Below are 14544 nucleotides of genomic sequence, written 5' to 3' on the forward strand. Positions count from 1 at the left end.
GAGCCGCGCGTCGACAAGATAGCGCTCCCGCCGCCTGGAATGGCTGGCGAGCATAAAATGCGCCTGTGAAGCGGCGATGACGGGAGCCACCAAAGAATGATCGGACTCGTGCTTGTAACGCACGGTCAACTGGCCACCGAGTTCCGACATGCCGTGGAACATGTCGTCGGGCCACAAGACAATTTCGAAACCGTGGCGATCGGGGCTGACGACGATATGGAGCAGCGCCGGCGCGACATCGTCGATGCCGTCGCCCGTGTCGACACCGGGACGGGTGTGATCGTGTTGACCGACATGTTCGGCGGCACGCCTTCGAACCTTGCCATTTCCGTGATGGAGTCCGGCCGCACCGAAGTCATCGCCGGCATGAATTTGCCGATGCTGATCAAGCTCTCCTCGATTCGCAAGGGCGACAACATGGCGGCGGCCCTCGACGAGGCGCAGGCGGCGGGGCGCAAATACATCAATGTCGCCAGCCAGCTCCTGAGCAGCAAATGAGCACGATGTCGTCGGAAAAGGACCAGATCGTCCGCGAATTTCCGATCGTCAATCAACGCGGCCTGCACGCGCGCGCCTCGGCCAAGTTCGTGCAGCTCGCCAGCGGCTACAACGCGTCGGTCCACGTCGAGAAGGACGGCGTCAAGGTCGGCGGCACCTCGATCATGGGCCTGATGATGCTGGCGGCAAGTCCGGGCTATTCGATTCGCGTCACCGCCAGCGGTCCCGAAGCGCTTGAGGTCATGAATGCGCTGGAGCAGCTGGTGGCGTCCCGCTTCGGCGAGGAATGCTGATCCCTTACCTCCGCATGAAAGACATGCAGGGATAAAGATTTCTTTATATCCCATTGTCGTCTTGACGCCGATCTGCTAGTCAGGCGGGCAATTCGCGCCCTTCGACGCGCCTGCCGGCGCGGGCGCATCCGCAAACAATTCAATAGCGTAACAATTCGCATCGGAGCACTGCCATGACGGGTAGCAAGGACTATGTGGTCGCCGACATCTCGCTTGCCGGCTGGGGCCGCAAGGAAATCGAGATCGCCGAAACCGAAATGCCGGGCCTGATGGCCTGCCGCGAGGAATTCGGCTCCAAGAAGCCGCTCAAGGGCGCGCGCATCACCGGCTCGCTGCACATGACCATCCAGACCGCGGTGTTGATCGAGACGCTGAAGGCGCTCGGTGCCGATATACGCTGGGCTTCCTGCAACATCTTCTCGACCCAGGACCATGCGGCTGCTGCCATCGCCGAGGCCGGCATCCCGGTCTTCGCCGTCAAGGGCGAGACGCTTGAGCAGTACTGGGACTACACCGACAGGATTTTCCAGTGGGCCGACGGCGGCACCTCCAACATGATCCTCGATGATGGCGGCGACGCCACCATGTACATCCTGATCGGCGCGCGCGCCGAGGCCGGCGAGGACGTGCTGTCCAATCCGCATAGCGAGGAGGAGGAATATTTCTATGCCCAGGTCAAGAAGCGCATGAAGGCTTCGCCCGGCTTCTTCACCAAGCAGAAGGAAGCGATCCGGGGCGTCACCGAAGAGACGACCACCGGCGTCAACAGGCTCTACCAGCTGCAGAAGAAGGGCTTGCTGCCTTTCCCGGCCATCAATGTCAACGACTCCGTCACCAAGTCGAAATTCGACAATAAATATGGCTGTAAGGAATCGCTGGTCGACGGCATCCGCCGCGGCACCGACACCATGATGGCCGGCAAGGTCGCCGTCGTCTGCGGCTATGGCGACGTCGGCAAGGGCTCGTCCGCCTCGCTGAAGGGCGCCGGCGCCCGCGTCAAGGTCACCGAGGTCGATCCGATCTGCGCCCTGCAGGCGGCGATGGACGGCTTCGAGGTCGTCACGCTCGAAGATGCCGCACCCACCGCCGATATCGTCATCACCACCACCGGCAACAAGGATGTCGTCACCCTCGACCACATGCGTTCGATGAAGGACATGGTGATCGTCGGCAACATCGGTCACTTCGACAACGAGATCCAGGTGGCATCGCTGCGCAACCTGAAATGGACCAACGTCAAGCCTCAGGTCGACATGATCACCTTCCCCGATGGCAAGCGCATGATCTTGCTGTCGGAAGGCCGCCTGCTCAACCTCGGCAACGCCACCGGCCATCCAAGCTTCGTCATGTCGGCGTCCTTCACCAACCAGGTGCTGGCGCAGATCGAGCTGTTCACCAAGGGCGAGCAGTACCAGAACCAGGTCTACGTGCTGCCCAAGCATCTCGACGAGAAGGTCGCGCGCCTGCATCTCGACAAGCTCGGCGCTCGCCTGACCGAACTGTCGGGCGAACAGGCAGCCTATATCGGCGTGACCCCGCAGGGTCCGTTCAAGCCGGAACACTACCGCTATTAACCAAAGCTGAATTTACTACCAGATATTGACGCCGGGCGATTGACTTTTCGCCCGGCTTTATTTTTGCGCCGAATGATTCTTCACGCCGATTCCAGCAGGCGCTATTGTTGTGATTCGCGGTCCGGGGACGAGGACCGGCGTACGCATCAGGGCGGTCTTGCATTCAGGCGGCGAAGAGGACCAAGACATGCCGGGGGATAACCCGCTTTGCGCGGGACGGGCCGTTTCCGGCGGCCATGACGATTCGAGGATTACCGGCACCGCCACGCGAGGCGGGCGCCCTTCATGGCGCGCGCGCGCCGGACTTTTCCTTGCCGGCTCCGCACTTGGCTGGCCTTTGGCCGGCACGGTGGCCCACGCCCAGGCTGCTGGTGCGGAGGCCGCAAGCCTATCGGTGAGCACGGTCGAGGTCGTGCAGCTTGCCGTCTTTGTCGGAGTGATGGGAGCGGCATTCCTGTCGGCCATCGTTCTGATCCGGGAGAGAGCGCGCACCTCGGCCGAAAATGTCGAGCTCAGGAGCCGCATCGCGGACATCAACGCGGCGCTGCGCCGTTCGGAGGCGCTGCTCAACTTGCGCGACCAGCGTGTCGTCGTCTGGGCCTCGGAGAACAAGAAACCCGAGCTCATCGGCACGCTGCCGGTCGAAAGCGGCGCGCCCGAGGAGCGGGCCGCCTTCCTTGCCTTCGGCCGCTGGCTGATGCCGCGCTCGGCTGCGGCACTCGAGCATGCCGTCGCGGGGCTGCGCGAAAGAGCCGTGTCCTTCGACCTCGTCATCGAAACGCAGACCGGCGCTCCGCTGGAAGTGCATGGCCGCAAGAGCGCGGCGCATGTGCTGGTGCGGTTCGTTTCTCTTTCCGAGACGCAACGCAGCCAGGCCCGGCTGAAGATCGAAAACCAGCGGCTGGCCGCCGACCATGATACGATGATCGGCCTGCTCGAGGCGCTGAAGATGCCGGCATGGCTGCGCGGCGAGGACGGCCGCCTGAGATGGGTGAACCGGGCCTATGCCGAAGCGGTCGAGGCCGAAAGCGCGGAGATGGCTGTCCGCGACGCCAAGGAATTCCTCGGCGGCCAAGCGCGCGAAGCGATCGCTGCCCAGCACAAGTCCCATCCTGTCTTCGAACAGACGCTTTCCACGGTCATCGAGGGCGACCGCCGCGTCTTCGCGGTGACCGATTTCGCCGGCGCCGACGGTTCGGCCGGGCTTGCCTGCGACACCAGCGCCATCGAAACCATCCGCAGCGAATATGAGCGCACCGTGCGCAGCCACGCCGACACGCTCGACCAGCTCAACACGGCGGTCGCGATCTTCGACACCGACGAGAAGCTGCGCTTCTTCAACCAGGCTTTCCAGAAGCTCTGGGGCCTCGATGCAGGCTTCCTGCACAGCGCGCCCGATAACGCTTTGCTGCTGGATCGGCTGCGCAGCGAGGGCAAGATCGCCGAGCAGCCGGAGTGGCGTCGCTGGAAGGAAGGCCTGCTCGGCGCCTACCGCGCGGTGGAATCCCAGGAGCATTGGTGGCACCTGCCCGACGGCAAGACCATCCGCGTCGTCGCCAACCCGCAGCCCAAGGGCGGCGTCACCTGGGTGTTCGAGAACCTGACCGAGAAGATGGACCTCGAAAGCCGCTACCGCACCGCGGTGCGAGTCCAGGGCGAAACACTCGACAACCTCGCCGAAGGCGTGGCGGTGTTCGGTCCCGACGGCAGGCTGCGTCTGTCGAACCCGGCATTTGCTACTTTGTGGGGCCTGGACGCCGAAACCGCCCGGCCCAATGTCCATGTTTCCGCAATCCGTGAGCTTTGCGACCTGCAAGCGATCGACAGCCCGTGGGGCGGCTTCGTCGCCGCCATCACCGGCTTCGACGACGAGCGCCGCGACCGCCACGGCCAGACCGAGCTCAACAACGGCACCGTGCTGCGCTACGCCGTGATCCCCCTGCCCAACGGGCAGGTGATGATGACCTTCGTCGACGTTACCGACAGCGTCCGTGTCGAACGCGCGCTCAAGGACAAGAACGAGGCGCTGGAGAAATCCGACCAGCTCAAGAACGAATTCGTCCAGCACGTGTCCTACGAACTGCGCTCGCCGCTGACCAACATCATCGGCTTCACCGAACTGCTGTCGCTGCCGGCCACCGGTCCGCTGACGCAGAAGCAGCGCGAATATGTCGAGCATGTCGGCTCGTCGTCCTCGGTGCTTTTGACCATCGTCAACGACATACTCGACCTGGCCACGGTCGATGCCGGCATCATGCAGCTCGACATTTCCGAGGTCCATGTCGACCGCACGATCGCCGCCGCCGCCGAGCTGGTTGCCGACCGGCTGGAAGAGCATTCAATCAGGCTCGAGGTCGATGCCGCCGCGGCGCCGAAGACCTTCCACGGTGACGAAATCCGCATCCGCCAGATCCTCTACAACCTGCTCAGCAACGCCGCCAACTACGCGCCGGAGGCCAGCGCCATCCGGCTCGCCTGCCGTCAGTTGGCGGACGGGGTGGAATTCTCGGTCCATGACGATGGACCCGGCATGCCGCCCGACGTGCTTGACTCGGTGTTCCGCCGCTTCGAGCCGCGCGCCAATGGCGGCCGCCGGCGCGGCGCCGGGCTCGGACTGTCGATCGTCAAGAGCTTCGTCGAGCTGCATGGCGGCAGCGTCCGCATCGAAACCGGCAAGGACAAGGGCACGACCGTCATCTGCACCTTTCCCGACATGCCGGGCATCCGCGCCGCGGCCGAGTAGCGCACACGATGGCCGCATTGATGCTCGAGCGTTTACTCGCCGACGAAACACAGACAGCGCGGCTGGGTGAGGATCTGGCGCTGGCGTTGCGCGCCGGCGACGTCCTGGCGCTGAAGGGCGATCTCGGCGCGGGCAAATCGACGCTGGCGCGGGCGCTGATCAGGGCCTTGGCCGACGATGCCGGTCTCGACGTGCCGAGTCCTACCTTCACCCTTGTGCAAAGCTACGATACGCGCATCCCGGTCCATCATTTCGACCTCTACCGCCTGTCCTCGGCAGCCGAGCTCGATGAACTGGGCTTCGACGAGGCGTTGGCGCAAGGCGCGGCCCTTGTCGAATGGCCGGAACGGGCCGAGGGTTATTTGCCTGGGACCGCCGTGTTGATCGAACTCGTCCAGCATGGCGATGGCCGATTGGCGAGACTGTCCGGGCAAGGCGCTGCCTACGATCGGGTGGCGCGGTCGCTCGCCATGCGTGATTTCCTCGAAGGCGCTGGATGGGGCGAGGCCAGCCGCCGCCATTTCATCGGCGATGCCTCTGCCCGCTCCTACGAAATTGTCTCGCTTCCAGGCCACGCCGCGAGGGTGCTGATGAACTCGCCGCGGCTGGTGCTGGGCCCGCCGGTGCGCGACGGCAAGCCCTATGGCGTCATCGCCCACACCGCCCAGTCGGTGTCAGCCTTCGCCGCCATCGACCGCGCGCTGCTCGCCGCCGGGGTCAGCGTTCCCGAAATCCATGCGCAGGATCTCGACCAGGGATTCCTGCTGCTCGAACATCTGGGCTCCGAAGGTTTCCTGGACGGGCATGGCAGGCCGGTCGCCGAGCGCTATGAGGCGGCGGCCGAACTGCTCGCCATGATGCATGGCAAGACCTGGCCCCACCGGATGGAGGCCGCGCCCGGCGTGTTTCACGATGTGCCGCCCTTCGACCGCGACGCCATGCTGATCGAGGCGGACCTGCTGGTCGATTGGTACGTGCCGATGCTGACGGGCGCTCCGGCGGGCGATGCCTTGCGCGTCGGCTACCACAAGGAGTGGAACGCGGTTCTCGACCGGCTCGCTGACAGCCAATACACGCTGATGCTGCGTGACTTTCATTCGCCGAACATCGTCTGGCGCGCTGAGCGCTCCGGCCATGACCGGCTCGGTATCGTCGATATCCAGGACGCGTTGATCGGCCCCGCCGCTTACGACGTCGCCTCGCTGGCCATGGACGCGCGCGTCACCATCCCGCCAGGCATCGAGAAACGCACGCTCGATGCCTATGTCGCCGCCCGCCACGCGGCCGGCCCATTTGACGAGGCGGCATTCCTCGAGGCCTATGCGATCATGGCGGCGCAGCGCAATTCCAAGATCCTCGGCATCTTCGTCCGGCTCGAAAAACGCGACGGCAAGCCCTATTATCTGAAGCACTTGCCGCGTATCCGCGACTATCTGCGCCGGGCGCTGTCTCATCCTGCCTTGGCCGGCCTTCGCGAGTTCTATACCGCTCACGGTCTGCTGGAGGAGCAAACGCCGTGACATCGATACCGGACGCAGCGAGCGTGCCCAAAACTGCGATCGTGCCCAAAACTGCGATAGTGCCCAAAACTGCGATAGTGCTTGCCGCAGGGCTCGGCAAGCGCATGCGGCCGATCACCGACACGATCCCCAAGCCGCTGGTCAGGATCGCCGGCAAGACGCTGCTCGACTGGGGCCTCGACAGTCTCGCCGCGGCCGGCATCGGCAAGGCCGTCGTCAACGTGCACTATCTTCCCGAACAGATCGTCGCCCATCTCGGCGCGCGCCATGCGCCGCGGATCGTCATTTCGGACGAGAGCGAGCGGTTGCTCGATTCCGCCGGCGGCATCGTCAAGGCGCTGCCGGAGCTCGGCCAACAGCCCTTCTACATCCTCAACGCCGACACCTTCTGGATCGACCAAGGAACGCTCAATCTCAACCGTCTCGCCCTTGCATGGGACGCCGCGAAAATGGATATTCTGCTGATGCTGGCGGATCTCCATCAGGCGACCGGACACTGCGGCAGCACCGATTTCCTGGTGGCGCCGGACGGCACCCTGCGGCGTTCCAAGGGCGATCCGGCGGGCCTGATCTATGCCGGGGCGGCGATCGTCCATCCGCGCATCTTCAAGGGTGCCCTGCCGGAACCTCATTCGCTTAACGCCTACTTCGACAAGGCGATCGCCGCCGGCCGGCTGTCCGGCATGCCGATGCATGGCCATTGGATCACCGTCGGCACGCCTGACGCTATTGCGAGCGCGGAAGCGGCGGTCGCCGACGCGCTAGCCGAGTTGCAATGAGCGGCCCGGGCCGCGTTTTCTCCATTCCGCCCGGTGCGCCGTTTCTGCCGACGCTTGCCGAGGCGCTGCTGGCCGGGCGTCTTGTTCCGGGCTTTCGCTTCGATGGCGACCCGCTCGCTTTGGCCGATGTCATCATCTATGTGCCGACGCGCCGCGCCGCGCGCGCCTTGCGTGGCGTCTTCGTCGACAGCCTGTCGGCGAGGGGCGGCGGCGGTTCGGCGATTCTGCCAGTCATCCGGCCGCTCGGCGAGTTCGATGAGGACGAGGCCGCGTTCGAGACGGAAGCGTCGGCGGCCATCGACCTCGCGCCGCCGATCGCGGCGACCGAACGCCTGTTGCTGCTGGCGCCGTTGGTGCGTGCCTGGAAACGCCGGCTGCCGGCGCATGTGGCGGCGCTTTTCGAGGAGGAGATCGTCATTCCAGCCTCCACCGCCGATGCGATCTGGCTGGCACGCGATCTCGCCCGGCTTATGGATGAGATCGAGACGGAAGGCACGGACTGGACGCGGCTCGCTGACCTGGTGAGCGGCAATCTCGCGGGATGGTGGCAGGTCACGCTTGATTTTCTCGGCATCGTCACCGACGCCTGGCCGAAATTCCTTGGGGAACGGAACCTCTCCAACCCGGCCGCGCATCGCAGCGCCCTGCTCCGGCTGGAAGCGGCGCGGTTGCGGCGCAATCCGCCCGCCGGGCCGGTTATCGCCGCCGGTTCCACCGGCTCCATCCCCGCCACGGCAGAGCTGCTGGCCGCCATCGCCCGCTTGGGGGGCGGAGCCATCGTGCTGCCAGGCCTCGACCGGACGATGGATGAGCCGTCCTTCCAGGCCATCACGGCGCCGGGCGCACGTCCGGCCGTGCTCGGCCATCCGCAATACGGCCTCGCCAAGCTGATCGGCACCATCGGGGTGCTGCGCGGCGATGTCGAGGAGATAGGCGCGGCCGGACATGAACTCGCGCTTCGCGCCGCCCTCGTGGGCGAAGCGCTGCGGCCGGCCGAGACCACCGAATTGTGGGCCGAGACGCGCAGCGGCTTTTCCGCCTCCGACATCGAGCAGGCGTTCTCCGGCGTGAGCCTGCTGGAAGCGGCCAGCGAGCGCGATGAAGCCGTGGCGATCGCCGTTGCGCTCAAGCGCGCCGTCGAGCAGCCCGGCCAAAAGGCGGCTCTCGTTACCGGCGACCGGGCGCTGGCGCGCCGCGTCTCGGTCGAACTCGCCCGCTTCGGCGTCGTCGCCGACGATTCCGGCGGTGTGCCGCTTTCCAACACGCCCGCCGCCGGCCTGCTTGGGCTGGCGTTGCAGGCGGTGTTCCGCCCCGGTGACCCCGTCGGCCTGCTGTCGTTGCTCAAGCATCCCCTGCTTGCCCTTGGCCTGGACCGGACGAGCGTTCGCCATGCGGCGGAACTGATCGAGCTGGTGGCGCTGCGCGGCGGCACCGGCCGCCCCGACATCGCGTCGCTGCCGGACCTGTTCGAAGCCCGCCTGATTGACCTCGGCGCCGACAGCAGGCGGCCTTTCTGGTTTGCCCGGCTGACCGTGCGCGCCATCGAAGGCGCGCGGAATTTGCTCGGACGTCTCAACGAAGCGCTGGCGCCGCTTGCCGCCTTTCGCGGCCAGGCCGACGCCGGTCTTGTCGCGCTGGTCGGGGCCAGCGTCGTGGTGTTGGAAAATCTCGGCCGTGCGGCCGATGGCGGGCTTGGCGCGCTCTATGCCGGCGATGCCGGCGAGAAACTGGCCGAGCTGTTGCGCGGACTGGTCGCGGCGCCCGTGCCGCTCTCGTTTGCCGCCGACGAATGGCCAGACGTCATGGCGGCGCTGATCGCGCCCGAGACGGTCAAGCCGGCGCAAGGCACAGACAGGAACGTTGCCATCTGGGGGGCGCTGGAAGCCCGCTTGCAGAATGTCGACACGCTGGTCATAGGCGGCATGAACGAAGGCGTGTGGCCGCGCAAACCCGAAAGCGATCGCTTCATGTCGCGGCTGATGAAGACCGGCATCGACCTGGAGCCGCCCGAACGGCGCATTGGGCTTGCCGCACATGATTTCCAGATGGCCATGGGGGCGGCGAAGGTGGTGCTGTCGCGCTCCGCACGCGCCGGCGACGCGCCCGCCGTGCCCTCGCGCTGGCTGCAGCGCATTCTCACTTATATCGGGAAGGACCAGGCAGCCAGGCTTGCCGAACGTGGCGACGAACTCATCGCCTGGGCGCGCGCGCTCGATTCCGGCCCGCGGCGGGACTTCGCGCCGCGCCCGCAGCCGAAGCCGCCGGTCGCGCTGCGTCCAACCCATTTCTCGATCACCGAGATCGAGACGCTGCGTCGCGATCCCTACGCCGTCTATGCCAGGCGCATCCTCGGCCTGCTGCCGCTCGACCCGGTCATCCGCGACCCGGGTGCGGCCGAGCGCGGCACGCTGTTCCACGCCATCCTGCATCTGTTCTCGGGCAGCGTGGCCGATCCGCATGCTCCCGATGCGCTGGCCGGCCTGCTCGCCGCCGGCCGGACCTGCTTCGCCGAGGCAGCACTTCCCACCGATGTCGAGGCGGTCTGGTGGCCGCGTTTCGAAAAACTCGCCGCCAGCATCATCGAATGGGAACGCGGCCGCGCTGGGGCCGTGGCCCGGCGCCACGCCGAGGCGCGAGCGGGCAAGACCATGGTCGGCCAATCCGGGATCACCCTGTCGGGCTATGCCGACCGGGTCGATCTTCTCCATGGCGGCATGGCCGACATATTGGACTACAAGACCGGCTCCTCGCCTTCCAAGGCCCAGGCGCACACGCTGCTGTCGCCGCAACTGGCCCTGGAGGGCGCGTTGCTCAGGCGCGGCGCTTTCCAGGAACTCGGCGCGCGCGAGCCCTCGCAATTGGCTTTCGTCAGGCTGAAGCCGAATGGCGAGGTTTTCGAGGAATCGATCCTCGAATACAACCGGCAGCCACGCACCGCCACGGACCTCGCCGAGGAGGCCTGGGCGCGGCTGGAGAAATTGCTCATCCACTATGCCGATCCGGCGGCCGGCTATCTGTCGCGGGCACTGCCGTTCCGCGAAGGCGAGACCGACGGCGACTACGACCATCTCGCCCGCGTGCTCGAATGGTCGGCGGGCGGCGATGCGGATGACGAGGCAGGGGAGGCATGAAGAAAGCCTATCCCATCCCCGGCGAAACCGCCGCTAGGCAGGCCAGCGCCTCGGATCCGAGGAATTCCGCCTGGGTGTCGGCCAATGCCGGGTCCGGCAAGACCCATGTGCTGGCCCAGCGCGTCATCCGGCTCCTGCTTCGCGGCACCGATCCGTCGAAGATACTGTGCCTGACCTACACGCGTGCCGCCGCCGCCAACATGTCGAACCGGGTTTTCTCGACATTGTCGGAATGGACCGCGCTCGGCGATGCCGAATTGGCGGTGAGGGTCGAGGCGCTCGATGGCCGCCGGCCCGACCGCGAAACCATGCGCCGCGCCCGCCGCCTGTTTGCCGAGGCGCTGGAAACGCCCGGCGGCCTGAAGATCCAGACCATTCATGCCTTCTGCGAATCGGTGCTGCACCAGTTCCCGCTGGAAGCCAACATCCCCGCGCATTTCGAGATGCTCGACCCGCAGATGGAGGCATCGTTGTTCGCCGCCGCGCGCCGTGAAATGATTTCGGGCAGCGCGGCGGATCGGCCGGACCTCGCCGAAGCTTTCGCCGCCGTGCTCGAGCGCGGTGGCGAGGCCGGGCTCGACGCTTTGCTGGGTGAGATCGTCCGCAAGCGCGACGAACTGGGCGCCTTCATCGGTGAAATCGATCGAGGCGGCCCGAACTTCCAGACGCTGTTCGACGAATTCCAATTCCGCCCCGGCCAGACCGCCGAAGGCATAGCGGCCGCCATCTGGCCGCTGCCCGGCTTCCTGCCGGATTATTTTGCCGGCTTCGCCCAGGCGGCGGAGGCCGCCGACGCCAGGACGGTGCTCAACAACATCTTGCCTCATGCGCGCCTGGCTTTCGCGGAAACCGACCCCGTGCGCCGCCTGCAGCTGCTTTCGCGGGCTTTCCTGAAGGCCGACGGCGACGTCTACGATCCAGCCAAGGCCTTCAAGAAGGCGCTGCTCGACCGGCTGCCGGACCTGGCGGAGCGCTATCTCTCGGCGACCACCGCAATCGTCGAGACGGTCGACCGGCTCGCCCTGTTCCGGATGCTGGAGGGCACGTGCGCCGCGCTGACGCTGGCCGACTGGCTGGTCGCCCGCTACGAGCAGTTGAAGCGTGGCCGCGGGTTCCTCGACTTCAACGACCTGATCACCCGCACCGTCAGTCTCCTGGCCAGGCCCGATGCCGGCCCGTGGGTGCAATACAAGCTCGACCAGGGCATCGACCACATCCTGCTCGACGAGGCGCAGGACACCAGCCCCGACCAGTGGGAGGTGGTGAAGCGGCTGGCCGAGGAATTCTTCGCCGGCATCGGCGCCCGCGACACCGCGCATCGGACGATCTTCGCTGTCGGTGACGAAAAACAGTCGATCTATTCCTTCCAGGGAGCGGCGCCGGATTCCTTCGCCGACAGCAGGCTCCTGTTCGCAAGCAAGGTGCGCGACGCCGATGCGCCCTTCGCCGATCTGAAGCTCACCTGGTCGTTCCGCTCGACCGACGATGTTCTGGCCGCTGTCGACCGTGTCTTCGCCGATCCGGTCGTGCGGCGCGGCATCAGCCATGACCCCGACCCGCTGAGCCACAAGGCGATACGCACCGATGCACCGGGCTATGTCGAGGTCTGGCCATCCATCGGCGCCGATGTCGTCGACGAGCCGGACGACTGGACCCAGGCAGTCGACCATGCCCGCGCGCCGGCGGTTCGGGTTGCCGAAAACGTCGCCGCCACCATTGCCGGCTGGATCGGCAATGGCGAGGTCATCGAAGGCCGCGGCAAGAGGCCGCGCCCTGGCGACGTGCTGGTGCTGGTGCGCAAGCGCGATCGCTTCGTTCATGCACTGACGCGTGCCCTGAAACGTCGTGACATCCCGGTCGCCGGCGCGGACCGGTTGAGCCTGCCCGGCCACATCGCGGTCAAGGACCTGATCGCGCTCGGCCATTTCCTGATCCAGCCGCAGGACGATCTGTCGCTCGCCGCCGTGCTGCGGAGCCCGATCTTCGATCTGTCGGAAGAGATGCTTTTCACACTGGCCGCGCAAAGACCATCCGGCCTGTCGCTGGCCGAGTCCCTGCGCCAGCATGCCAGCCAAAGCGAAGCGCTCGCGGCGGTCGCCGCTCAACTCGACATCTGGGCCAACGAGGCCGTCTTCAAGCCGGTGTTCGAATTCTATGCCGGCCTGCTGGCACGCGGTGGCGTGCGCCGCAAGATGGTTGCGCGGCTCGGGCCGGAAGCCGGGGACATTCTCGACGAATTCCTGAGTTTCTGCCTTGCCGAGGAGCGGACCGGCTTGCCCGGGCTGGAAGCCTTCCTGTCGACGCTGGAGAGCGCCGGCCCAGAAATCAAGCGCGAGATGGACCAGACCCGCGACGAGGTCCGCGTCATGACCGTGCATGCAGCCAAGGGGCTCGAGGCGCCTGTCGTCTTCCTGGTCGATGGCGGTTCGGCTCCGTTCAGCGATCAGCACCTGCCGCGCCTGATGCCGTTCGAGGGTTCCGGGCTGAACTGGAGCGGCAAGGGCTTTCTCTGGCGTTCGGCCAGCGACGTCGCCAACGCCATTTCGAAGGCTGCCGCGGCAAGGGCGCGCGATCTCGCCGATGACGAGTATCGGCGGCTGCTCTATGTCGGCATGACCCGGGCCGAGGACAGGCTGATCGTCTGCGGTTATCACGGCAAGCGCGCGCCGAACACCGGCACCTGGCATTCGCTCGTCAGCCGTGCCCTGGTCGGGGCGCCGGAGAGTGCCGAGTATCCGCATCCGGCCGGCGGCGGCGTCTCAGTGCATCGCTTCCAGGTGACCGGATTGCCGCCGTTTGCACCGGTCGCCGAGAGCGAAGCCAGGCAGACGCGGGACTTCGGGCCGCCGCCCGAAATCTTGTTCAAGCCGCTGCCGCCATACGAGGACCTGCCGCGCCCGCTGTCGCCATCCGGAGCCTCCGCCCTGATCGACGAGGGCAAGGAAAGCGTCATCGACACCGGCTCGCCAGTGCTGGATGGCGACGCCGAACCCGGCTTCGCCGTCATGCGAGGCCTGGCGCTGCACAAACTGCTGCAGATGCTGCCCGGCGTGGCGCAAAACGAACGCCAGGGCGCAGCCGAACGCTATCTCGCCCGCGCCGGCGCGCAATGGCCGGCCGGCGAGTGCGAAAAGGCGGTCGCCTCGGTGATGGCGATCCTTGCCGATCCGCGTTTCGCGCCGCTTTTCGGACCCTCTTCGCGCGCCGAAGTGGCGGTCATGGGCAGCCTCGACGTCAAGGGCACGAAACGCTCGATTTCCGGCAAGATCGACAGGTTGGCGGTGACGCCGGACCGCGTATCCATCATCGATTACAAGACCAATCGGCCGGCGCCCGCCTCGCTGGGCGAGGTTCCGCCCGCCTATCTGCTGCAGCTCGCGCTCTATCGCGCCTTGCTGCGGCCGCTCTATCCCGGCCGCGAAGTCACGGCGGCCTTGCTGTTCACGGAGGCGCCGCGGCTGATCGAACTGCCGGCTCGGGCCATGGATGACGCTCTTGCCCGACTCACGCGAGCGTGACACAAGAACTGCTTGAAGAAGGGCGCGGCAACCACCACATTTGGTGCGACGAAAAATTTCGAAAGGATTTCCGCATGGCTACCGTCAAGGTCGACAAGAACAATTTCCAGACCGCTGTGCTCGATGCCAAGGAGCCGGTCGTGGTGGATTTCTGGGCGGAATGGTGCGGTCCCTGCAAGATGATCGCGCCGGCGCTGGAAGACATCGCCAATGAGCTCGGCAGCAAGGTGAAGATCGCCAAGCTCAATATCGACGAGAATCCCGAACTGGCAGCGGAATTCGGCGTGCGCTCGATCCCGACGCTGATGATCTTCAAGGGCGGCGAAAGAGCCGACGTGAAGGTTGGCGCCGCGCCCAAGACCGCGCTGTCGCACTGGATCAACGGTAATCTCGCCTGATCAATCCGAAATTCCTGACATCAAGCCCGAGCCGAATCGCGCCGGGCTTTTTGTTGGCGTCATTGGTCGCCCGCTCTGGCCCTGACGTCC

At 66.1% G+C, this 14544-nt stretch carries 9 protein-coding genes; all 9 read left to right on the forward strand.

Translation table 11 applies throughout. The features are described from left to right. Positions 1-96: 96 nt before the first annotated feature. The 9 genes from FJ951_RS24200 (at position 97) to trxA (ending at position 14454) form a co-directional block, all read left to right on the forward strand. Entirely contained in the window at positions 97-498 is a 402-nt protein-coding gene (locus FJ951_RS24200) for a PTS sugar transporter subunit IIA (RefSeq protein WP_027032585.1), read from the forward strand. Then, the gene (locus FJ951_RS24205) at positions 495-791 is read left to right on the forward strand and encodes an HPr family phosphocarrier protein (RefSeq protein ID WP_140491179.1); all 297 of its coding nucleotides are present in this window, start codon (positions 495-497) and stop codon (positions 789-791) included. Before FJ951_RS24200 ends, FJ951_RS24205 begins: the two co-directional genes overlap by 4 nt. A gap of 173 nt (positions 792-964) precedes the next feature. Continuing rightward, a complete protein-coding gene (gene ahcY / locus FJ951_RS24210) occupies positions 965-2365 on the forward strand; it encodes an adenosylhomocysteinase (RefSeq protein ID WP_140517752.1) in 1401 nt (466 codons plus the stop codon). Between the two features lie 187 nt (positions 2366-2552). Then, positions 2553-5108, forward strand: a complete 2556-nt coding sequence (locus FJ951_RS24215; protein WP_140517753.1) for a PAS domain-containing sensor histidine kinase — start codon at positions 2553-2555, stop codon at positions 5106-5108. 8 nt (positions 5109-5116) lie between these two features. Further along, the gene (gene tsaE, locus FJ951_RS24220) at positions 5117-6628 is read left to right on the forward strand and encodes a tRNA (adenosine(37)-N6)-threonylcarbamoyltransferase complex ATPase subunit type 1 TsaE (protein WP_140517754.1); all 1512 of its coding nucleotides are present in this window, start codon (positions 5117-5119) and stop codon (positions 6626-6628) included. Between the two features lie 74 nt (positions 6629-6702). Beyond that, a complete protein-coding gene (locus tag FJ951_RS24225; protein ID WP_140517791.1) occupies positions 6703-7407 on the forward strand; it encodes a nucleotidyltransferase family protein in 705 nt (234 codons plus the stop codon). Further along, the gene (gene addB / locus FJ951_RS24230) at positions 7404-10538 is read left to right on the forward strand and encodes a double-strand break repair protein AddB (protein ID WP_140517755.1); all 3135 of its coding nucleotides are present in this window, start codon (positions 7404-7406) and stop codon (positions 10536-10538) included. The genes FJ951_RS24225 and addB overlap by 4 nt, the downstream gene beginning before the upstream one ends. After that, positions 10535-14056, forward strand: a complete 3522-nt coding sequence (gene addA, locus FJ951_RS24235) for a double-strand break repair helicase AddA (protein WP_140517756.1) — start codon at positions 10535-10537, stop codon at positions 14054-14056. Before addB ends, addA begins: the two co-directional genes overlap by 4 nt. 74 nt (positions 14057-14130) lie before the next feature. Beyond that, a complete protein-coding gene (gene trxA / locus FJ951_RS24240; protein ID WP_140491167.1) occupies positions 14131-14454 on the forward strand; it encodes a thioredoxin in 324 nt (107 codons plus the stop codon). The last annotated feature ends 90 nt before the right edge of the window (positions 14455-14544 follow it).

It is taken from the genome of Mesorhizobium sp. B2-2-3 (assembly GCF_006442405.1).
In the GTDB taxonomy this organism is placed as follows: Bacteria; Pseudomonadota; Alphaproteobacteria; order Rhizobiales; family Rhizobiaceae; genus Mesorhizobium.

What these genes read in the sequence shown, in the direction of transcription:
- FJ951_RS24200 (WP_027032585.1), top strand. Translation starts at nt 97, where the DNA reads ATGATCGGACTCGTGCTTGTAACGCACGGTCAACTGGCCACCGAGTTC.
- FJ951_RS24205 (WP_140491179.1), top strand. Translation starts at nt 495, where the DNA reads ATGAGCACGATGTCGTCGGAAAAGGACCAGATCGTCCGCGAATTTCCG.
- ahcY (WP_140517752.1), top strand. Translation starts at nt 965, where the DNA reads ATGACGGGTAGCAAGGACTATGTGGTCGCCGACATCTCGCTTGCCGGC.
- FJ951_RS24215 (WP_140517753.1), top strand. Translation starts at nt 2,553, where the DNA reads ATGCCGGGGGATAACCCGCTTTGCGCGGGACGGGCCGTTTCCGGCGGC.
- tsaE (WP_140517754.1), top strand. Translation starts at nt 5,117, where the DNA reads ATGGCCGCATTGATGCTCGAGCGTTTACTCGCCGACGAAACACAGACA.
- addB (WP_140517755.1), top strand. Translation starts at nt 7,404, where the DNA reads ATGAGCGGCCCGGGCCGCGTTTTCTCCATTCCGCCCGGTGCGCCGTTT.
- addA (WP_140517756.1), top strand. Translation starts at nt 10,535, where the DNA reads ATGAAGAAAGCCTATCCCATCCCCGGCGAAACCGCCGCTAGGCAGGCC.
- trxA (WP_140491167.1), top strand. Translation starts at nt 14,131, where the DNA reads ATGGCTACCGTCAAGGTCGACAAGAACAATTTCCAGACCGCTGTGCTC.